At 70.7% G+C, this 20,593-nt stretch carries 17 protein-coding genes; 9 read left to right on the forward strand and 8 right to left on the reverse strand.

Features of this window, described 5'->3' with window-relative positions; translation table 11 throughout:
- The first annotated feature begins 53 nt into the window (after nucleotides 1-53).
- Entirely contained in the window at nucleotides 54-1,523 is a 1,470-nt protein-coding gene (gene der / locus OHT21_RS37160) for a ribosome biogenesis GTPase Der (RefSeq protein WP_328772651.1), read from the forward strand.
- A 119-nt stretch (nucleotides 1,524-1,642) separates the two neighbouring features.
- On the opposite strand, the gene OHT21_RS37165 is transcribed toward der, so the two are convergent.
- Both OHT21_RS37165 and OHT21_RS37170 read right to left on the reverse strand, forming a co-directional pair.
- Nucleotides 1,643-1,996, reverse strand: coding sequence for a hypothetical protein (locus OHT21_RS37165; protein WP_443050516.1), 354 nt, complete (start codon nucleotides 1,994-1,996; stop codon nucleotides 1,643-1,645).
- 206 nt (nucleotides 1,997-2,202) lie between these two features.
- Nucleotides 2,203-2,994: a hypothetical protein gene (locus tag OHT21_RS37170; protein ID WP_328772652.1), complete on the reverse strand. Its 792-nt coding sequence runs from the start codon at nucleotides 2,992-2,994 to the stop codon at nucleotides 2,203-2,205.
- A 538-nt stretch (nucleotides 2,995-3,532) separates the two neighbouring features.
- Here OHT21_RS37170 and OHT21_RS37175 point away from each other — a divergent pair.
- Nucleotides 3,533-4,156, forward strand: a complete 624-nt coding sequence (locus OHT21_RS37175; protein ID WP_328772653.1) for a transglycosylase family protein — start codon at nucleotides 3,533-3,535, stop codon at nucleotides 4,154-4,156.
- 130 nt (nucleotides 4,157-4,286) lie between these two features.
- Nucleotides 4,287-4,913 (forward strand): transglycosylase family protein, encoded by a 627-nt coding sequence (locus OHT21_RS37180; RefSeq protein ID WP_443050517.1) that lies wholly within the window; start codon nucleotides 4,287-4,289, stop codon nucleotides 4,911-4,913.
- Here the strand turns inward: OHT21_RS37180 and OHT21_RS37185 are convergent.
- From OHT21_RS37185 to OHT21_RS37195, 3 genes are read right to left on the reverse strand one after another with little or no spacing between them, the layout of a single operon-like run.
- Nucleotides 4,855-5,532 carry an ATP-binding cassette domain-containing protein gene (locus tag OHT21_RS37185; protein ID WP_328772654.1) on the reverse strand — a complete coding sequence of 226 codons (678 nt, stop codon included), beginning with the start codon at nucleotides 5,530-5,532 and terminating at the stop codon, nucleotides 4,855-4,857. The genes OHT21_RS37180 and OHT21_RS37185 overlap by 59 nt on opposite strands.
- Nucleotides 5,529-8,747, reverse strand: a complete 3,219-nt coding sequence (locus OHT21_RS37190; protein WP_328772655.1) for an ABC transporter permease subunit — start codon at nucleotides 8,745-8,747, stop codon at nucleotides 5,529-5,531. The genes OHT21_RS37185 and OHT21_RS37190 overlap by 4 nt, the downstream gene beginning before the upstream one ends.
- Nucleotides 8,747-9,244, reverse strand: a complete 498-nt coding sequence (locus OHT21_RS37195; protein ID WP_328772656.1) for a hypothetical protein — start codon at nucleotides 9,242-9,244, stop codon at nucleotides 8,747-8,749. The genes OHT21_RS37190 and OHT21_RS37195 overlap by 1 nt, the downstream gene beginning before the upstream one ends.
- Before the next feature lie 120 nt (nucleotides 9,245-9,364).
- On the opposite strand from OHT21_RS37195, the gene OHT21_RS37200 reads away from it, so the two are divergent.
- From OHT21_RS37200 to OHT21_RS37215, 4 genes are all read left to right on the forward strand, one after another.
- Nucleotides 9,365-9,934, forward strand: a complete 570-nt coding sequence (locus tag OHT21_RS37200; RefSeq protein WP_328772657.1) for a hypothetical protein — start codon at nucleotides 9,365-9,367, stop codon at nucleotides 9,932-9,934.
- A complete protein-coding gene (locus tag OHT21_RS37205) occupies nucleotides 9,909-11,201 on the forward strand; it encodes an ABC transporter substrate-binding protein (protein WP_328772658.1) in 1,293 nt (430 codons plus the stop codon). Before OHT21_RS37200 ends, OHT21_RS37205 begins: the two co-directional genes overlap by 26 nt.
- 180 nt (nucleotides 11,202-11,381) lie before the next feature.
- Nucleotides 11,382-12,650 carry a glycosyltransferase family 4 protein gene (locus OHT21_RS37210; RefSeq protein WP_328772659.1) on the forward strand — a complete coding sequence of 423 codons (1,269 nt, stop codon included), beginning with the start codon at nucleotides 11,382-11,384 and terminating at the stop codon, nucleotides 12,648-12,650.
- A complete protein-coding gene (locus OHT21_RS37215; RefSeq protein ID WP_328772660.1) occupies nucleotides 12,647-13,480 on the forward strand; it encodes a hypothetical protein in 834 nt (277 codons plus the stop codon). The genes OHT21_RS37210 and OHT21_RS37215 overlap by 4 nt, the downstream gene beginning before the upstream one ends.
- Here the strand turns inward: OHT21_RS37215 and ctaD are convergent.
- Nucleotides 13,464-15,152, reverse strand: coding sequence for an aa3-type cytochrome oxidase subunit I (ctaD, locus tag OHT21_RS37220; RefSeq protein WP_328772661.1), 1,689 nt, complete (start codon nucleotides 15,150-15,152; stop codon nucleotides 13,464-13,466). The genes OHT21_RS37215 and ctaD overlap by 17 nt on opposite strands.
- 413 nt (nucleotides 15,153-15,565) lie before the next feature.
- On the opposite strand from ctaD, the gene OHT21_RS37225 reads away from it, so the two are divergent.
- On the forward strand, nucleotides 15,566-15,781 hold the full coding sequence (locus OHT21_RS37225) for an I78 family peptidase inhibitor (protein ID WP_328772662.1): 216 nt from the start codon (nucleotides 15,566-15,568) through the stop codon (nucleotides 15,779-15,781).
- 118 nt (nucleotides 15,782-15,899) lie between these two features.
- On the opposite strand, the gene OHT21_RS37230 is transcribed toward OHT21_RS37225, so the two are convergent.
- Complete coding sequence (locus tag OHT21_RS37230) at nucleotides 15,900-16,997, reverse strand: phosphatase PAP2 family protein (RefSeq protein WP_328772663.1); 1,098 nt, start codon at nucleotides 16,995-16,997, stop codon at nucleotides 15,900-15,902.
- Nucleotides 16,998-17,248: 251 nt separating this feature from the next.
- Nucleotides 17,249-18,520, reverse strand: coding sequence for a glycosyltransferase family 39 protein (locus OHT21_RS37235; RefSeq protein WP_328772664.1), 1,272 nt, complete (start codon nucleotides 18,518-18,520; stop codon nucleotides 17,249-17,251).
- A gap of 262 nt (nucleotides 18,521-18,782) precedes the next feature.
- On the opposite strand from OHT21_RS37235, the gene OHT21_RS37240 reads away from it, so the two are divergent.
- Nucleotides 18,783-20,399, forward strand: a complete 1,617-nt coding sequence (locus tag OHT21_RS37240) for an MFS transporter (RefSeq protein ID WP_328772665.1) — start codon at nucleotides 18,783-18,785, stop codon at nucleotides 20,397-20,399.
- The last annotated feature ends 194 nt before the right edge of the window (nucleotides 20,400-20,593 follow it).

The raw sequence follows: 20,593 nt of genomic DNA on the forward strand, positions 1-20,593 counted from the left end.
CGGAATCAGGGGGTTCCACCGATCACCACGATGAACGACGAGGTACGGACTTCATGAACGACCACATCCAGCCCGACGGCTCGGAGCACGAGCACGGGGCACTTGGCGATGCCGAGTTCGCGGAGTTCATGGAGCTCGCCGCGGAAGAGGGCTTCGACGTCGAGGACGTCGAGGGCGCGATCGAGGCGGCCGGACACGGCCCGCTTCCGGTCCTCGCCGTCATCGGCCGCCCGAATGTCGGCAAGTCGACCCTGGTGAACCGCATCATCGGCCGCCGCGAGGCGGTCGTCGAGGACAAGCCCGGCGTCACCCGCGACCGCGTGACGTACGAGGCCGAGTGGGCGGGCCGGCGCTTCAAGGTCGTCGACACCGGCGGCTGGGAGCAGGATGTCCTGGGCATCGACGCGTCCGTGGCCGCGCAGGCCGAGTACGCGATCGACGCGGCCGACGCGGTCGTCTTCGTCGTGGACGCCAAGGTCGGCGCGACCGACACCGACGAGGCGGTCGTCCGGCTGCTGCGCAAGGCGGGCAAGCCCGTCGTGCTGTGCGCCAACAAGGTCGACGGCCCGAGCGGCGAGGCCGACGCGGCGTACCTGTGGTCCCTCGGCCTCGGCGAGCCGCACCCCGTCTCCGCCCTGCACGGCCGCGGCACCGGCGACATGCTGGACGCCGTACTGGAGGCACTGCCGGACTCCCCGGCGCAGACCTTCGGGACCGCGGTCGGCGGCCCCCGCCGTATCGCCCTCATCGGCCGCCCGAATGTCGGCAAGTCGTCTCTGCTGAACAAGGTGGCGGGCGAGGAGCGCGTGGTCGTCAACGAGGTCGCGGGCACCACCCGTGACCCGGTCGACGAACTCATCGAACTCGGCGGAGTCACCTGGAAGTTCGTGGACACGGCGGGCATCCGCAAGCGCGTCCACCTCCAGCAGGGCGCCGACTACTACGCCTCGCTGCGCACGGCCGCCGCCGTGGAGAAGGCGGAGCTCGCGGTGATCCTCATCGATGCCTCCGAGTCCATCTCCGTCCAGGACCAGCGCATCGTGACGATGGCCGTGGAGGCGGGCCGCGCGATCGTCGTCGCCTTCAACAAGTGGGACACCCTCGACGAGGAGCGCCGCTACTACCTGGAGCGGGAGATCGAGACCGAGCTCGCCCAGGTGTCTTGGGCGCCGCGCGTGAACGTCTCGGCACACACGGGCCGCCATATGGAGAAGCTGGTCCCGGCCATCGAGACCGCGCTGGCCGGCTGGGAGACCCGCGTCCCGACCGGCCGGTTGAACGCCTTCCTCGGTGAACTGGTCGCCTCACATCCGCACCCGATCCGGGGCGGCAAGCAGCCGCGCATCCTGTTCGGCACGCAGGCGGGCACAAAGCCCCCGCGATTCGTGCTCTTCGCGTCCGGCTTCATCGAGCACGGCTACCGGCGCTTCATCGAGCGCCGCCTGCGCGAGGAGTTCGGCTTCGAGGGGACGCCGATCCATATCTCCGTGAGGGTGCGCGAGAAGCGCGGCAAGAAGAAGTGAAGTAACGGGCGCCTGAGGCGAGTTGAGCTGAGGTGCAGAAAGGGGCCTCCTGCTGGTGCAGGGGGCCCCTTCCGTACGTACGAGATGTTCCGTATGTACGAGACGTACGAGCAGCCGCGTCAGCGTTCCTTACGTGGCCAGGGCTGCAGCGCCGGGATCAGCCCCGAGGCGTGCTGCCGCGCGACCGGCTGCCAGCCGCCGGTGGTCGTGCCGCGGCCGCGCGAGGCCGAACGTCCGCTCGTCTGCGGCACGGTCCCGAAGGCGGTAAAGCCCAGCTCCTCCTCGCCGCTGCGATCGCCCGGCAGGGCACGGAAGGACCGGCGGAACTCCGCGTAGAGCGCGTCGTAGATCGGCGTGGCCGAGTTTCCGGAGGAGTCCTGCGCCGGCCGCATGGCCGGGATCGGGGCGGTGTACGGCAGGCGACGGGGGGCTTCGTAGGTGTGCACGTACGTGCCAACGACCTTGCGCCTCATCGGATGCGCCCGACCTGGGCTGACGTGCGTCACCTGGAGACGCCGGGGACGGGAGCGCCCCTCAGGGGCGCGGGGCTGTATCAATTTGCGGCTCCGCCGCGATGGGGGTCCCCCCGCTCGAGCGCAGCCGAGAGTGGGGGAGCGACCAGCCCCAACGGACCCGCAGTTGACCCACCGGTCTCAACACCCCGAACCCAGCGGAGCGATCACGTTCCAGCAAGCGGCATCGCGCAAGCCACCAGCTTCCCGTTCGCCGCCGCCTTGTCGAGGGCCTCGCGGAGCAGGTCCTCGCGGGGCTGGCGGCCGATCGAGCCCGCGGGGGCCGCGAACAGCAGCACCTGCTGGTGCTTGTTGGCGGCCTGCCGCCAGTTGTCGGTGACCTGGAGCGGCTGGTGGGCCTGCCACCAGGCGACCGGCGAGCCGCCACCGGTGCCGGGCTGCAGGACCGCGTGCAGCTGGCCCATGGCGAGGAGCACGGACCAGCCGTGCAGCACGCGCGGCACTTCGGTCAGCTGAGGCAGCGGCATGAAGCCCTGCTCGATGAGGAGCGGCAGGAAGTCGTCACCGCCGCCCGTCGTGCCGGGTCGCGCGATGGGCCCGGTCGGCTCGACCACGAGCGCGGGGTGCAACTCGCCGCCGAGCAGGACGAGTCCGCTGGTGACACCGAGGACGGCCTGCTCCGGCATGGCCTCGGCGGGGCGTTCGTGCCCGGTGCCCGCGTCCTGTCCGGTGATCGAGCGGACGGCGCCCTGCAGCTGCTCTTCGGTGACCTGGACGACCTGCGAGGGCAGGCAGGTGGCGTGGGCGAAGGCGAGGACGGCGGTCTCCTCGCCGATGAACAGGACGGTGCTGGTGCGCTCCTGTTCCGAGTCGCCCGGGGTGCGGCAGGACGTGCAGTCGTAACTGCCCGGGGCGTTCTCTCCGGCGAGCAGCCGGTCGGCTTCTTCGTCGCCGATCTCGGCGCGTACGTCGTCGCTGACGTCGAGCATGCGCGGCACGGGTGGCTCCTCGGGATGCGGTGCGTGCGTCGCCGGGCGGCTCCCGGCTCATGAAGCGGGAGGGTTCCCGGTTCATGAAGAAGACAACGGGCGATCTGTGGCCGGAGTCACGCCCGGGAGCGAACGGAATCGAACCATCCTGCGCGCACCGTGAGTCCGGCAGCGGAATCTGCTACTCCATGCCAACTTCTCGGATATCCAAGGAAGTTGATCCGGTGAGGTGGGTCACAGACCGTCGGGAGTCGAGGTCGACAAATCCGGATATCGGCGAATGAAGTGGGTGGCTGGAATTCGCCGATACTGCCGGTAACGGCGAACTGGCCTGGAATGACAAGGATTTGGTTGATATCGGGCCGCTCGGCTCCATAGATTCCTCGGCCGTGTGCAACGAGCACCGCTCGGGTACGTCCGCCGGCCGCACCACAGCCAGCTCGAAGCACCACCGTCGGCGGACGGGGCGGAGCGGAACGACCGCGGCCAAAGGGCGGCGAGTTCCGTCCCGCCTTGGGGGACCCCGAGTCCTTCGAGAGGGAAATACATGTCCGGTTGTGCCGACAACACTCGCAAGGTTCGTACGACCGCGGTCTTCGCCGGGGCGGCACTGCTCGCCCCCCTCGGACTGCTCGCCGCCGGCGGCAACGCCGCAGCGGCGGACGGCGGAGTGTGGGATCGCATCGCACAGTGCGAGAGCGGCAGCAAGTGGAACATCAACACCGGTAACGGCTACTACGGAGGACTCCAGTTCTCCGCGGCCACCTGGCGCGCGTACGGCGGCACGGCCTACGCGTCGACCGCCGACAAGGCCTCCAAGGCGCAGCAGATAGCTGTGGCCACCAAGGTGCAGCGCGCGCAGGGCTGGGGCGCCTGGCCCACCTGCTCCGCGCGGGCCGGAGCGACCGGCAGCGCGCCCGCCGCGCCCACGCCCGGCACGCCGAAGGCCGCCCCGTCCAAGCCCGCGAAGCCGTCGAAGGCGCCGGCCCGCTCGACGAGCCACACCGGCCGCGACGCGTCCCGCGGCGACTACACCGTCCGCGCCGGCGACACGCTGAGCGCCATCGCCGCACGGCACGGGACCACCTGGGAGCGGGTCTACGCCGCCAACAAGGCCGCCATCGGCACCGATCCCAACGTGATCGTCCCAGGGCAGCGGCTCAACATCTGAGCCTCTCCCTCCTGCCCTCGTTCCTGCCCTCGGGGCGCTGGGCCCCATCCGGTCGTCCGACCGGGTGGGGCCCCATCCGCCTCAGGCGCGGCTCAACGGACCGCCTCTGCCGCCTGCTTAGCGTGGCCGAATGCTGATCAAGCGCATGTGGTACGCGGCTGCCGTCGCCGTAGCCCTGACCCTGCTCGCCCCAGCCGAGGCGGCTCCCGCGCCACCGCCTCCGGCGCCCGGTCCGCCGGGCGTGGCCCGGGCGGCGTACGCCTGTGAGAAGGACCAGTGGCCATGGGGCTGTGTCGCCCAGTGCGAGAGCAGTGGCCGCTGGGATGTGAACACCGGAAACGGCTTCTACGGAGGTCTGCAGTTCCAGCAGTCCACCTGGGAGCTGTTCGGCGGCCTGAAGTATGCGAGGCGCGCGGATCTGGCCACCCGTCAGGAGCAGATCACCATCGCCGAGGAGGTGCTGAGCGTCCAGGGGTGGGAGGCATGGCCCGTCTGCTCCAAGAGGTACGGACTCAAGGGCCGGGCACATGTGGTGAAGCCCGGCGACACGCTCTCGGGACTAGCCGACCGCTACAAGATCAAGGGTGGCTGGCAGGCGCTCTACCAGCTCAACAAGCAGACCGTCGGGAAGGATCCGGACCGGCTGACTCCCGGCATGATGCTGAGCCTCCCGAAGGGGGCTGCCTCCGGGCGGGCGGTCACTCCCGGTCCGGTGCTGATGGGTCCTCCGCTGCCAGCTCCGCCGCCTCGCCGCTGAACACGATCTCGCCACGCCGGAGTTCGTACACGACTGCCGCCCTGCCGACCAGGCCGGGCGGCACTCGCTGTTCGGCGACGATCACACAGGCGTCGAGGCCGCCGAGCAGTTCGTACGTGCGGGCCGCGACCGGCGGTGACATGCCCTGCGCGGGCTCGTCGACGAGCACCACGCGCGCGCGTGCCAGGAGGGCGCGGGAGAGGGCGAGCATGCGTTGCTCTCCGCCGGAGAGGGTGCCGGCCTTTCTGTCGAGCAGGGGGTGCAGGGCGGGGTAGGCGTCGAGGGCGGATTCGGAGTGGCCGCCGGTGGCCGCGAGTTCGAGGTTCTCGCGGACGGTGAGCGAGCCGAAGACGGCCTGCCGCTCCGGGACCAGGCACAGTCCGCGGCGGGCCCGTTCGTATGCGGGCATCCGCGTCACGTCGGTGCCGTCCCACACCACGGCGCCGCGGGACAGGGGGACGGTTCCGGCGAGGGCGCGCAGTGCGGTCGTACGGCCCGAGCCGTTGCGGCCGAGCAGGACGGTGAGGCCGGGGGCGGGCGCCAGGAGGGTCACTCCGTGCAGGGCCTCCAGCGGGCCGTACCGCACGCGCGCGTGGCGCAGCGAAATGCCGGTGCTCATGGTTCGACCGCCGTGTCGACGCCTTGGAGATTGTCGAGTACGTGGCTGGCGGGGCCGGAGGCCACGATGCGACCCGCCGACATGACGTGCACGGTGTGGGCCAGGTCGGCCACCAGGTCGAGGTCGTGCTCGACGACGAGCAGGGCCATGCCGTCGGCGGCGAGGGCCCGCAACACGCGGGCCAGCGCGGCCACTTCACCCGTGTCGAGCCCCGCGGCGGGCTCGTCGAGGAGCAGGACACGCGGGCTGCCCGCCAGGGCCCGGGCGAGTTCGACACGCCGCAGGGTGCCGGTCGGCAGCCCCGCCGCCGGCAAGGCCCGTACCGCCCCGTCGAGCCCGAGCAGCCGCGACACACGCTCCACGGCACCCGGATCCACGACTCGTCCCTGCTCGGCCCCGACCCGCACGTTCTCGGCCACCGTCAACGTCGGGAAGACGGCGAGCTGTTGAAACGTCCGCGCCACCCCGAGCCGCGTACGAGCGTGGGCGGGCAGCCGCGTCACATCCCGCTCCCCGAACGTGACCCGCCCCGAGTCGGGCCGCACGGTCCCGGCAAGACAGTGGAACAGGGTGCTCTTCCCGGCCCCGTTGGGCCCGACGACGGCGGTGACCATGCCCGGCTGAAGCTCGAGATCGACCCCGTCGAGGGCGGTGAACCCGCCGTAGGTGACACGCAGGCCGCGGGCGCGGAGGAGACGCCCGGCGGGCCTGGGCCGCGGCTGCGGGGGCGACGTGGGGCCGCCGGCGGTTGGGGCGCCCGGACCGCCCGGCCTGGCGGGGCCGCTTGCCCTGGCTGGGCCTGGCGCGCCAGGTTCTGCGGCTTGGCTAGGCGCCGGGCGGCCAGGGCCGGTGGCTTTTCCGCCGGGTTCGGGTGTCTCGTTCGGGTCGTGGGTGGTGGCCCGGTGGGCCGAGTCTTCTGGGCTGTCGGCTTCGGCGGGGCCGCTTGCCCTGGCCGGGCCTGGCGCGCCAGGTTCCCCGGTTGGGCCGGGCGCCGGGCGGCCTGGGCCGATGGGCGTGCTGCCCGGTTCGGGTGTCCCGCTGGGGCCGTGGGTTGTGCGAGGGCGGGATGAGCCTTCTGGGCTGCGGGCTTCGGCGGGGCCGCCCGGCCCGGTGGGACCGCATGCCTCGGCTGGGCCTGGCGCGCCAGGTTCTGCGGCTTGGCTAGGCGCCGGGCGGCCAGGGCCGGTGGCTTTTCCGCCGGGTTCGGGTGTCTCGCTCGGGTCGAGGGCCGTCCCCCGTCGGGCCGTACCACCCAGGGCGCCCGACCCCGTGGCACCGCCCGCCCCAGCGGGCCCGGACGCCCCCGCCGAAACTCCCGTAGCCCCCGCCGCGACCCGCGGTGCCCGCCGCGACGCGGGCGGCTTCGGCCGGAGCCGTCTCCGTACCCGCGCCCCCAGCGGCGTGAGCGTCGCCTCTCGGCGCAGCCGGAGGCGTTCCGCGGCCAGACGCAGCGCCTCGTAGGGGCCGCCCGGGAAGCGGCCCACCAGTACCGCCAAGAGGCCGATCAGGGCGGCGGCCACGCCGCCTCGGGTACCCGCGTCCAGGCCCACCAGGAGCGCCGCCGCGGCCAGTGCGCCCAAGACGCTGTCGGCACCCAGGACGACGATTGCGGCGAACCAGAGGAGGCCGCGTACGGGGTCGTATGCGGCGGGGTCGAAGGCGCGTAGGCCCATGCCGAGCATGCCGCCGCCCAGGGCGGCGAGGGCTGCGCCCGCTACGAATGCCGTCAGTTTCAGGGCGGGGACGCGGACGCCCGCTGCCGACGCGCCTGCCTCGTGGTCGCGCATGGCCGCCAGGGCGCGGCCCGTGCGGCCCCGGCGCAGTGCGTGCGCGGCTAGCAACGCGCATGCCAGGAGGGCGAGTTCGAGCACGTAGTACGTGCGGTCGTTCTCGAAGCCCGCGGGGCGGCCCAGCGTCAGGCCCGCCGTCGCGTACGGCTGGGCGAAGACGAAGCGGCTGACGCCGACGCCCACCGCGAAGGTCGCCAGGGCGAGGGCCAGACCGTGCCGGCTGATGGCGGGCCAGCCGGTCAGCAGGCCGAGGGGAGCCACCAGCAGGACGGCGACGGCCAGCGCGGCCAGTTCGGGAAGCTCTGGCAGACCCGGGAAGCGGCCCGCCGCCAGCAGTGCCGTGAAGAGGGCGCCGAGACCCGCGTACGCCGCCTGGCCGAGCGAGATCTGGCCGCCGCGGCCCGTCACCACGACCAGGGAGAGAAGCACCACGCCCAGCGCCGGGACCTGTACGGACGTATGCAGATCCCGGCCCGCGAAGCCCAGGGGGATCAGGAAGAGGACCACGGCCACTATCCACGCGCCCGGCGGTGTCGCCACCCGCGCGGTCGCGGTGCGCGGCAGCGCGTCCCGGGCGCCGATCCCCGGCAGTGCCAGCGCCGCGATCAGCAGGGCGACGACGAAGAGGTTCGCCCCCAGCGCCTGCACCAGCGGCTCGCGCCAGCCCGACGGGTGCAGCCGCGTCAGCTGGCTCTGGGCGACCCCGATGCCCAGCGCCACCACCACGGCCACGGGCAGATTGCGCATCCGGGCGGCCACCGCGACCGCCACCACCTCCATGACCAGCAACGGCAGACCATACGGATCAAGGCGTACGTACGGCGCCAGGAGCACCCCCGTCAGTCCCGCCGTGAAAGAGCCGAAGGCCCAGCCCGCCGCGGCCACCCGGTCCGCATCGATGCCGCCGAGGACGGCGAGCGAACGGTCGTCGACCACGGCCCGCAGCTCCCGCCCGAAGCGCGTCCAGCGGGTCATCGCCCCCACGCCCACGGCCAGCACCAGCGTCACCGCCAACTGCCCCCAGGGATCCGCCGATACGAGCGTCGGCGCGTCCGAGTGGGCGCCCGGCCCCCAGATCAGCGCGGCCCCGCCGACCAGCAGCACGAACACGCCGATCGAGGCGACCAGCGTCTGCGCCGGGTCGCTGCCCAGGACGGACAGCGGACGGAAGACGAAGCGTTCCAGGACCAGGCCGATGCCCGGCGCCACCACGAGCAGGGTGAGCGCGGCCGCGAGCGGAAGCGGCCAGTCCCATTCGACCGTGAGCTGGCGCAGCAGATAGGCGCACACCATCGCGATCGCGCCGTGCGCGAAGTTGAGCACGCCGGTCGCCCGGTGGGTGACGATCAGCCCGATCCCGGTGAGCGCGGCGGCGGCGCCGACGGAGAGCCCGGCCAGCGTGAGGTCGTACGTCAGGGACGCCATCAGTCGTCCGCTTCGGACGACCGGTCGTCCGAGGCGGCGGGCTCACAGATCGGGCAGGGGTCCAGTTCCCCGCGCGCGAGGACCCGCGAGTCGACCGGCAGCGCGTCCGCCTTCCCGGCGACCAGGGGGCAGTCGGCCCGGTGCCACAACGTGCCGCCCGGCACCATCAGCAGCTCCCCGCTGACGGCGACGGGCGCCGCCGCGGCCTGCCCGGACTCGTCGGCGTCGGCGGGCTCGGCGGCCACCAGGAGCCCGTACAGCTCCTCCACGCGCGCCGCCGCGAGGGCGTTCCTGCCGTGCGTGAGCAGCACCGCGCCCGCGATGATCAGCGCGGCGCCGGGCACCGTGCAGGACGCGAGATAGGGCAGCTGCCGCTCGGCGAACCGCTCGCCCGAGATCCCGTACCAGCCGATGACGCACAGCACCGCTCCGGCGGCGAGCGCCGCCCACCCGGCCCAGAGGACGGGGTGCACAGTCCGCAGTCGAGCAGTCCGCATCGGAGCTCCTACGTCGCGTGTCTGTCCATGTCAGCCAATGGCTTGCACTATGCCCTTTGGAAGCTGACCCTGAAAGCACCGGGCGCACATGGCCCGGACCGACACCCGGTGGTGAGCCAGATGGTTCTCGGCAGCGACCTCAGGCGGGGAAGCGGCAAGCGGATGCGTGGTCCCGGACGGCGTACGGCGGCGTGGCTGGCGGCCGCGGTCCTGGTGGCGGGACCGGTCCTCACGGCCTGCGGGGACGACAGCGGCGGCGGCGACACGACGCCGGCGACTCCCACGGTGGAGCAGGAACCCACCCCCGCCGAAGAGAGCCCCACGGCGCCGGAGGACGCCGCGGCGGCGGAGCGGGAGATCAAGGAGAACTGGGTGAAGTTCTTCGACCCCGCCACCCCCCTCAAGGAGAAGCAGGACTACCTGGAGAACGGCGACCAGATGGCCCCGGTCCTCCAGGCCTTCAGCGGTGACGAACGCGGCGGGCAGGTGCAGGCGGAGGTCACCAAGGTCGAGTTCACCTCGGCGACCGAGGCGGACGTGACGTACACCCTCACCCTGAAGGGCGCCACGGTCATGCCCAACGCCAAGGGGACGGCCGTCGAGCAGGACGACGTGTGGAAGGTCTCCGTCAAGACGCTGTGCGGCCTGGTCGGGCTGAGCGGCAATGCGTCGCCGCTTCCGGGCTGCTGAGTGCGCCGTCGCGGGCCTGCTGCTCCTGCTGGGCACGGCCTGCGGCAGCCGCCTCCCGGAGAGCGACTTCGAGAACCGGCCCGACGACAACGCCCCCACCCGGGCCGGCGGCGAGCCGGTCCGCGTCGGCATCGTCACCAGCGCCACCAGCCCGGTCGGCGGCGACGCGTTCACCGGCCCGCGCGACGGCGCGAAGGCCTACTTCGAGCGGCTGAACGCACGGGGCGGCATCGACGGCCGCCGCGTCGAGATCCGTACGTGTGACGACGGCGGCAGCGGCGTCGGCAACAACGAGTGCGTGCACAAGCTCCTCGACGAGGAGAAGGTCGTCGCCCTGGTCGCGGGCTCGTCTCTCGACTACGCGGGCGCTTCCCGTGTCTCACGCGCGCGCGTGCCCGACATCGGCGGACAGCCCATCGGCCCGGCGTACGACACGTATCCGCACCTCTACAGCATCTACGGCAGCCTCGCGCCTCGGAACGGGAAGCCCGGCTGGGACGGCAAGCTGTACGGCGGCACCGAGGTCTACCGCTACTTCAAGCGCGAGCAGGGCGCCCGTACGGCGGCGGTCGTCTCCTACAACCAGCCCGCCTCGGCCGCGTACGCGCGGCTCATCACCCGGGGCCTGAAGGCCGAGGGCTACAAGGTGGTCACCGAGCAGGTCGACTTCTCGCTGCCCAACTTCCGCGCCGTGGCGGCCGATCTGAAGGAGCAGGGCGCCGACCTGGTCTTCGACGCGATCGACTCGTACGGCAATGCCCAGCTGTGCAAGGCCATGGACGACGTCGGCGCCGAGGTCCTCGCCAAGGTCACCAATGTGCAGAACTGGTCGTCCACCGTCCGCGAGGACTACAAGGACTCGCCACGCTGCCGCAACGCCCTGTGGGCGACGGGCTCCAGCCGCAACTTCGAGGACACGGACCATGAGGCCGTACGGGAGTTCCGCGATGCCACGAAGGACCTCAAGACCCATTCCCAGTGGCAGCTGGAGGGCTGGGCGGCGGCGATGTGGTTCACCGACGCGGCCGAGTCGTGCGCCGAAACGGGCATCACGCGCGCGTGCGTCGACCGCTTCGTGGCCGAGGGGAAGCCGTATACGGCCGACGGCCTGCTGCTGCCGGTCTCCTACGAGCGTCTGCCCGAGCCACCGGAGACCCGCAGGACCTGTGTGTCCGTGGCCCGTTGGGGGGACGCGGAGGGGTGGGTGAGCCAGGGCGACATGAACAGCAACTGTTTCGACGTACCGCAGCTGGCCTACGAGCCGTGAGGTTCACGCTCCCGGCGAGGCCCTCTACTTGCCCGGATGTATGAAGATGACGAAAGGTTCCGTGCATCTGTTACCAAAAGGGAAACTGTTAGGGAACAAGATGATGATGGAGCTCAACCATCTCCCAGTGGCCCAGGTCTAACCACGCGGTAGCGGACGAGACAGGGGATTCGGGGACGCATGCATATTTCTTTCCTGATACACAACGCGTACGGGATCGGGGGGACGATCCGGACGACGTACAACCTCGCCGGCACGCTCGCCGAGCAGCATGACGTCGAGATCGTCTCGGTGTTCCGCCACCGCGACGAGCCGGTCTTCGCACCCGATCCGCGTGTCCGTCTGCGCCACCTCGTCGACCTCCGCAAGGAGAGCCCGGGATACGAGGGCGAGGACCCCGACAACAAGCGTCCTGCCAGGGTCTTCCCGCGTGCGGAGGGCCGCTACGACCAGTACAGCGCCCTCACCGACCGCCGTATCGCCGAGCATCTCGCGCAGGTCGACGCCGATGTCATGGTCGGCACCAGGCCCGGCCTGAACGTGCATCTGGCCCGGGAGACCCGGCGCGGCCCGATCCGGGTCGGTCAGGAGCACCTCACGCTCGACAGCCACTCGACCGCCCTGCGCGAGGAACTGCGCGGCGTCTACCCCCGGCTCGACGCGCTCACGACGACCACCGAGGCGGACGCCGGCGCGTACCGCAAGAAGATGCGGCTGCCCGGCGTACGCGTCGAGGCCGTGCCCAACTCCGTGCCCGCGCCCGGCATCCAGCCCGCGGACGGCTCCGGCAAGTGGGTCGTGGCGGCTGGGCGGCTCGCCCCGGTCAAGCGGTACGACCTGCTGATCAAGGCCTTCGACCGGGTACGCGGAGAGCGGCCCGACTGGCGCCTGCGCATATACGGCGGCGGCAAGCAGAGGGACAAGCTGCGCGCCCTCATCGACGACCTGGGGCTCTACAACCACGTCTATCTGATGGGCCCCGCCCACCCCATCGAACCCGAGTGGACCAAGGGCTCCATCGCAGCCGTCACCTCCAGCCTGGAGTCCTTCGGCATGACGATCGTCGAGGCCATGCGCTGTGGTCTGCCCGTCGTCTCCACGGACTGCCCGCATGGCCCGGGGGAGATCATCGACAACGGTGTCGACGGACGACTCGTCAAGGTCGGCAGTGTCAAGGCCATCGCCGACGGCCTCCTCGAGCTGATCAACGACGACGCGCTCCGCCACCAGATGGCGAGCGCGGCCCTCAAGGACTCCGAGCGCTTCGATCCGAGCCGGATCGCCGAACGCTACGAGTCGCTGTTCTCCGGCCTGGTCGCCCGCGGCGGCGGCTCGGCGGGCGGCCGGATGCGCGGCTCACTGCACCGCACCCGCGCGGCGCTGCTCGGGGGTGCGTATGCCGTTCGGGATGCCGGACGCACGGTACTCAAGAAGGGGCACACCGCATGATGACGCTGGCTCCGCAGCCCGCGCCCCAGCACGCCGACGAGGACGCCGCCATGCCCCCGCGCGCCGACTGCATCGCCGACTCCGCGGGTGGGCTGACCTTCGACCTCACCGGGTCCGCCCGGTCTGGCGCCGCGTACCTGCTGCTGCGTCGCCGTGGCGGCGACGAAGAGGTCAGTCTGCCGCTCACACCGGCCGCCGACGGCCGGCTGCGCGCCACCCTGCCCAGCAGCGTCGAACTGCCCGAGGGCCGCTGGGACGCCTACGCCCAGCTGGCCGACGGCGAGCCCCAGCGCCTGGTGCCCGGCATCAACGACCTGCGCGCGCTCGTCGACCGCGTCCCCGACGGCGACACAGGCGGCCGCATCGCCGTCCGTATCCCGTACGCCACCAAGCACGGCAACCTCACGGTCCGCAGCTGGCTGCGCGTCCCGCACGCCGAGGCGGGCGAACTGTACGTTAAGGAGGGGGAGTTGAGCGTACGAGGCCGACTGTACGGCGAGACGCTCACGCCGGACGCGTACGCCGAAGTGCGCGCCCGTCACGCACCGGAGACCACGCTGCGAGCCGACATCACGGCCGACCGGACCGAGTTCCGCTTCACGGTCGGCTACGGCGCCCTGACGGAGGGCGTCTGGGACCTGTGGCTGTGCCCGGCGGGGGACAGCGGGCCGCGGGTACGGATCGCCCGGCTGCTCGACGACGTCGCCGACAAGAAGCCGATCTTCACCTACCCGAAGGTCACGCTGAAGACGGAGCAGGGCGACGCGGTGGCGGGGCCGTACTACACGGCGGACAACGATCTGTCGGTGACCGTCACCGCGGTGAGTTGAAGCGCTCCTGACCGGACCGGGTCTGGGGCGGGGTGATCGCCGCGAACTGCGGGTGGTGGAGGTCGAAGGCCGGGGATTCGGAGCGGACCTTGGGCAGTGTGAGGAAGTTGTGCCGGGGCGGCGGGCAGGAGGTCGCCCACTCCAGGGAGCGGCCGAAGCCCCAGGGGTCGTCGACCTCCACCTTCTTGCCGTACTTGGCCGTCTTCCAGACGTTGTAGAGGAACGGCAGCGTCGACAGACCGAGCAGGAACGAGCCGATCGTCGAGACCGTGTTGAGCGCCGTGAACCCGTCGGCGGCCAGATAGTCCGCGTACCGGCGCGGCATGCCCTCCGCGCCGAGCCAGTGCTGCACCAGGAACGTGACGTGGAAGCCGACGAAGAGCGTCCAGAAGTGGATCTTGCCGAGCCGTTCGTCGAGCAGTTTCCCGGTGAATTTCGGCCACCAGAAGTAGAAGCCGGCGAAGGTCGCGAAGACGACGGTGCCGAAGACCACGTAGTGGAAGTGCGCCACCACGAAGTAGGTGTCCGTGACATGGAAGTCCAGCGGCGGTGACGCCAGGATCACCCCGCTCAGCCCGCCGAACAGGAAGGTCACCAGGAAGCCCGTGGACCACAGCATGGGCGTCTCGAAGGACAGGGACCCCTTGAGCATGGTGCCGGTCCAGTTGAAGAACTTCACGCCCGTCGGCACCGCGATCAGGAACGACATGAAGGAGAAGAACGGCAGCAGCACCGCGCCCGTCGCGAACATGTGGTGCGCCCACACGACCACCGACAGACCCGTGATGGCCATCGTCGCGCCGATCAGCGTCAGATAACCGAAGATCGGCTTCCGACTGAACACCGGCAGGATCTCGGTGACGATGCCGAAGAACGGCAGCGCGATGATGTAGACCTCCGGATGCCCGAAGAACCAGAAGAGGTGCTGCCACAGCAGCGCCCCGCCGTTGGCCGACGCGAAGACCTGCGAGCCGAACCGCCGGTCCGCCTCCAGGACCAGCAGCGCCGCGGCGAGCACCGGGAACGCCATCAGGATGAGGATCGACGTGAAGAGCGTGTTCCAGACGAAGATCGGCATCCGGAACATCGTCATGCCGGGGGCGCGCATCCCGATGATGGTCGTAATGAAGTTCACCGCGCCGAGGATCGTGCCGAAACCGGCCAGCGCCAGCCCCATGATCCACATATCGGCACCGATGCCGGGCGACCGCTCCAGGCTGTTGAGCGGGGCATAGGCGAACCAGCCGAAGTTGGCGGGCCCCTCCGGCACCAGCAGCGAGCCCAGCACGATCAGACCGCCGAAGAGGAACAGCCAGTACGACAGCATGTTCAGGCGCGGGAAGGCCACGTCAGGGGCGCCGATCTGCAGCGGCATGATCTCGTTCGCGAAACCGGCGAAGGTGGGCGTCGCGAAGAGCAGCAGCATGATCGTGCCGTGCATGGTGAACATCTGGTTGAACTGGTTGTTGTCGATCAGCTGCGTGCCCGGACGGGCCAGCTCGGCCCGCATCAGCAGGGCCATCAACCCGCCGACCAGGAAGAACGCGAACGACGTGATCAGGTAGAGATGGCCGATCTTCTTGTGATCGGTGGTGGTGAGCCAGTCGACGATCAACCGCCCGGGCTTCACTGGTACGGCCCGGACCGGTGCCTGCACGGTCTCAGTGCCCATCGCTGCCCCCTCGCTCATCGCGCCCTGGGCCTCCCGAAGCTCACGCCATGATGCTCGCGTCGCGCGGCGCTCCGACAGGGGGCGTACGTCGGTTCTGTGCTTGAACCATGTATTTCCTGTGGTGTGTCACCTTTCGGGACGCACCGCGGATTCGGAACGGAAAGGCGTACGCGCCGGGTAGGCACTCCGCATTTCGCCGGTTCCCTCGGGCTTATTCGGATCGCCGTCAAGCTAGTCAGGAATTACGTTCGGCAGTGCACGAAACGCGTCAGGAACCGCCCGTTCGTGTGACTTGGTTGGGCCGAATCGAGTGTCGTGGTCCTGTGACAGAAGTGTGACCGGAGAGGGACCGGTGACGGATCGTGGCGCCTATCGGGCTTCCCCGTCCGCATTCCGGCGCCTAACGTGGCGGCATGGCACCGATTCCCACACCTCCCGCAGAGCCCCAGGACAATCCGGACACGTACGTCGGTCTGGAGGCGAGTGGCGCGGAGCAGCGCGCGCGTGAGCGCGGCTGGTCCACCGTGAGGTCGCTGCCGCCGGGCGCGATGATCACCATGGAATACCTGAGCGGCCGCCTTAACTTCGAGGTCAGCGACGGCATCGTGAAGCGCTGCTGGAAGGGCTGAACCCTCCCTGTCGCCCACTGCGAAGGCCCTCGGCTCCGGGAGCCGAGGGCCTTCGCAGTGCGGGGGAGTGGTGTGTGCGTACCGTCCCCGCTGTTGCTCTGTCTGTGCTGCCTGCTGCTCAGCCGCCCGTCACGGGGCGGGGCTGGCTGGTGTGCGGATTGCCACGTGTCACTCGCTCCGAGTGCGGGGGTCTGCGGCTGCCGGCGGGCGTCACCGGCGTGCGCTCCGCGCGGCTCGTGTGCGGGCCGGGCGCCAGGTAGACCGGCGCCGCGGGGGACGTCCGTGACGTACGCGGCACGCTGACCGGCTCGCGGGGCGCGTGCGCGGGCTCCTCGTCGGGGGAGGTGGGAGAGGCGGCAGGGGCGGCCGGCACCGGGCTCTCGACGGGTGCTTCGTCCGGCGAGAGCATCGCGGGGGCGCCCACCTGGGCGGTGGCCGGCACCGGTGCCGTACCGGCGCGGCGGCTGCGCCAGTCGTCCCGCAGCGCGAAGATACGGGCCTCTGCGCGGGCGATCAGCGGCTCGAACCAGGGCAGCGCCAGCAGGATCAGCAGACCCGCGGCCCAGCCCAGAACCACATCGCTCAGCCAGTGCGTACCGATGTAGACGGTGGTCAGGCCGACGCCCAGGGAGATCACGGCGGAGACGGCCGACAGCCAGCGGCGGGCGCGCGGCGTCGAGGCCAGATAGGCGAGGATGCCCCAGGTCACGACGGCGTTGGCGGTGTGGCCCGAAGGGAATATATCGCCGCCGAGCCACATCTCGTTCGAGCCGATCGTGGTCGCGTAGTGCGGGCCGAGACGGCCCATGCCGATCTTGGCGGCGCCGACCGTGACGTTCAGCAGCAGCAGCGAGACGCCGAGCGCGAGCAGCGGGCGCAGCGTGTGCATCCGCCAGGAACGCCAGCCCAGCCAGGCCGTGACCATCACCGCGGTGGGGCCGCGCTGGCCCAGCACCACGTAGTAGTCGAGGAACGCGTGGATCTCCGGCCACTGCTGGTAGGGCCGGAAGAACATGACCTGCCAGTCCAGCGTCACGAGCCAGGAAGTGATGACCACGGCCCACACGATGGCCGCGTAGAAGGCGAGGGTGGCCGCGAAGAGAACCACCCTGTGCCGGCTCATCCTGGGCACGTCGATATGGGCCGGTCGTTCCGGCTCACGGTCCAGGCGGGCGAAGACCCGGTCCAGACGAGTCAGCTTTCGTTCGGTACGCACGTATTCGACGTTACAGCGAGTGAGCTCTGTTCAACCGCTGGGCTCCCTCTTTGTGATGACGATGTGATGTGGGATTCCTCTCAGGAGGGGGTTTATCGCCGGGGTTATGGATTCCCCACTGTGCGCCCCTCGGTCAGTCTCTGGTTCAATTCCATTGCGTCGTCCAGTGAGTTGTTTTTGGGTGCGTCTGAATTTGTTCACCGAAAGCTTGCGCGCAATTCCCCCGGTGCTCACCGAGGGTCGGGGAGGGGTCAGGGCGGACCGGAGCCGTTCAGCCAGAACGCGCCGTACGCCGCCGACACCACCGCCACGCCCCCCAGCACCCACGCCGACCTGGCCGTTCGCAGCCGGGCCAGAGCCAGTGCCGGCGGCAGCAGCAGAGGGAAGGCGGGCAGCAGCAGGCGCGGTTTCGAGCCAAAGTAGCTCGACGCGCACAGGGCCAGCGCGGTGACGATCCCCGCGTACACCAGCAGCGGCAGCGGCTGACCCTGTCGTACGCAGATCACATACAGCCAGATCACCAGGGCGACCCCGACGATCAGCCCGAGCCCGGCGAGGGCGGAGGGAAACGACGTGAACTTGTCGGCGACGAACCGGGCGAAGGCGTAGCCGCCGTCGAAGCCGTTGCCCCACCCCGCCTGGACGTCGAGATAGCCCAGCGGCCCCTGGCCCGTGTGCTGCCCGACCCACAGGACGTAACCGGCGGCGCCCACCGGCGCGAGAAGCATGCCCAGGGCGCGTCGCCAGAGGGGCGCGCCGTCCGGTGCCGGAACGCCCCGTTCCCGTACGGAGGAATCCCGTGTGGAGGCGTCCCGTACGACGGACGAGTCTCGTACGACGGACGAGTCTCGTACGACGGACGAGTCCCGTACGACGGACGAGTCTCGTACGTACGAGGCGATCGCCGCCGCCCACACCGCCGCGACCACCGCGGCGCCCACCGGACGGGTCAGGCCGGCGAAGGAGGCGAGCAGGCCCGCCGTCAGCCAGCGGCCGGTCAGGACCGCGTACAGCGACCAGGCCGCGAGCGCCGTGAACAGCGACTCGCTGTACGCCATCGACTGCACGATCCCGACGGGCAGCACCGCCCACAGCATTACGGCGCATACACCGGCCCGGCGCCCGTACACATGGTCCGCGACCGCGAAGATCCCCCAGGCCGCGGCGAGTGAGGCGAGCGTGCTGATCAGCAGGCCCGCGTCCGCGTACGACAGCGGGGTCACCGCTGACACGGCGCGCTCCAGCCACGGCAGCAGCGGGAAGAACGCCAGGTTGGAGTGCACATCGCCGTTCGGGAGGCGCACCTCGTAGCCGTAACCGAATTCCGCGACCCGCGTGTACCAGAGCGAATCCCAGCGCGCCGTGAGCAGCTGGTGCGCGCTCTTGTCGCGAGCGGCGCTCCACAGCGCGAGCGCCGTCAGGCCCAGCGCGCGGACCGCCGCGTACCCCAGCAGGGCGGGGGCTGCGCGGCGCGGCCAAGGGCCCTCACGGGCCGGCGCGACAGGCGTTTCAAGATCGGTCACGAGCTCGATTATGGGCCGCGCCCGGAACCGTATGACCCCGCGAGGCGTGGTCGGACATGGGGGAGCGTGGCATACGCCACACAGGATCCCTGAGGGACGTGAGAGACCCGCCACTCGCCACTGGCGGGATCTCGCGTACTCTGACGTACTCACTCGCCTTTGTTGCGTGAGACCGGGATACCGCTCCTCCCGGCCGCAAACCGCAGGGACTCCCCACCCCGCGGATCCGCCGAACGCGAGGGAACTTCTGGGAGGTACGTGCATGTCCGGGACGACCACGGCGGCTTCGCGTTGCCGTCGGGAGGCCGGGGCCGGTGCAAACCGATGGGTTGTCCTCGTCGTCCTCTGCGTCAGCCTGCTGCTGGTCGCCGTCGACGCCACCGTGCTGCATGTCGCGGTGCCCGCCGTCACCGAGGATCTCAAGCCCGGCGCTATCGAGCTGCTCTGGATCGTCGACATCTATCCGCTGGTCTGCGCCTCGCTGCTGATCCTCTTCGGCACGCTGGGCGACCGGGTCGGCCGCAGACGGATTCTCCTGCTCGGGTACGCCCTCTTCGGCGTCGCCTCCGCACTCGCGGCCTGCGCCGACACAGCGCACGTCCTGATCGCGGCGCGTGCCCTGCTCGGCGTCGGCGGCGCGATGATCATGCCCGCGACGCTCTCGATCCTGCGGCAGGTCTTTCCCGACCGGCGGGAGCGGGCCCTCGCGATCGGCGTCTGGAGCGCGGTCGCCGCAGTCGGCGCGGCCGTAGGCCCGTTGCTCGGCGGGTTCCTGCTTGAGCACTTCTGGTGGGGTGCGGTCTTCCTCATCAACATCCCGCTGATGCTGGTCAGCCTGCCCGTCGGGCGGTGGCTGCTGCCCGAGTCGACCGGGGACGGTAAGGGGCCCTGGGACGTTGTCGGCGCGCTGCTGGCCGCGGCCGGGCTCTTCGGCGTCGTCCTCGGCGTGAAGCGGCTGGGCGCCGGGGAGATGCCGCTCAGCGTCTACACCATCGCGCCGCTGGTCGTGGGAGCCGGGCTGCTCGTCGCCTTCGTACGGCGGCAGCGGCGGCGTAAGCATCCGCTGGTTGATCTGCGGCTGTTCGCCAGGCCCGCCTTCAGTGTGTCCGTCGGGTGCATCGTGCTCGCCCTGCTGGCGCTGGTCGGTCTGGAGCTGATCGCCGCGCAGTATCTCCAGCTCGTACTGAAGCTCTCGCCGCTGGAGACCGGGCTGCGGCTGGTGCCGCTCACCTTCGCCGCGATGGCCGCGGGGCTCGTCGGGGCGAAGCTGCTGCACCGCTTCGGGCCGCGGACCATGGTCAGCCTCGGCTTCTGTCTCACCGCCGCCGCCGTCATCATGCTCACGGGGATGGGGCGCCACGACAACGCTCCGCTGCTGCTGACGGGGTTCGTGCTGCTCGGGTTCGGGCTTGAGGTGACTTTGTTCGGGGCGTACGAGTCGATGCTCAGTGAGGCTCCGCCGTCGCAGGCGGGTGGGGCCGCGGCGATCGGGGAGACGTCGTATCAGCTGGGGGCGGGGATCGGGGTCGCGCTTCTCGGGAGCGTGATGAATGCGGCGTACGCGCCGGGGTTGCACTCCGTGCGGGGGGTGCCTGCCGCGGATTCGGCTGCGGCCAGTCATTCCTTGGGGGAGGCGTACGAGGTCGCTGCGCGGCTTGGTGGGGGTTCGGGGGAGGCGTTGCGGGATGCTGCGCGGGACTCGTTTGTGCATGGGCTGCATGTGACGTTGCTCGTCAGTGCGGTGTTGCTTTTGCTGGGGGCCGCTATGGCTTTGCGGTTGCCGCGGGCTATGGAGTGCGGTTCGCCTGCGGCGGGCTTCGCTGAGGTGCCTGGGCCTCGGGAGGCCTCGGCCCACTTGCGGGCGGAGTCGTCTGTCTGACTCGTGCGTTGTGGTTGCGGTCAGGACTTCTCCCACCCACGCACCGCCCGTTTCAACGCCGGTGACCTGTGCGGGTTTCCCGTGGGGGTGTGGCGCCGTTGGCGGCTGCGGGTTCGTGGACCGCGGTCCACAGGCTGCGGGTTCGTGGGAGGAAGCAGTCCCCCCTCGACTTGCGTGACACTGCGTCGTAACGT

This window comes from Streptomyces sp. NBC_00286 (assembly GCF_036173125.1).
Lineage (GTDB): Bacteria > Actinomycetota > Actinomycetes > Streptomycetales > Streptomycetaceae > Streptomyces.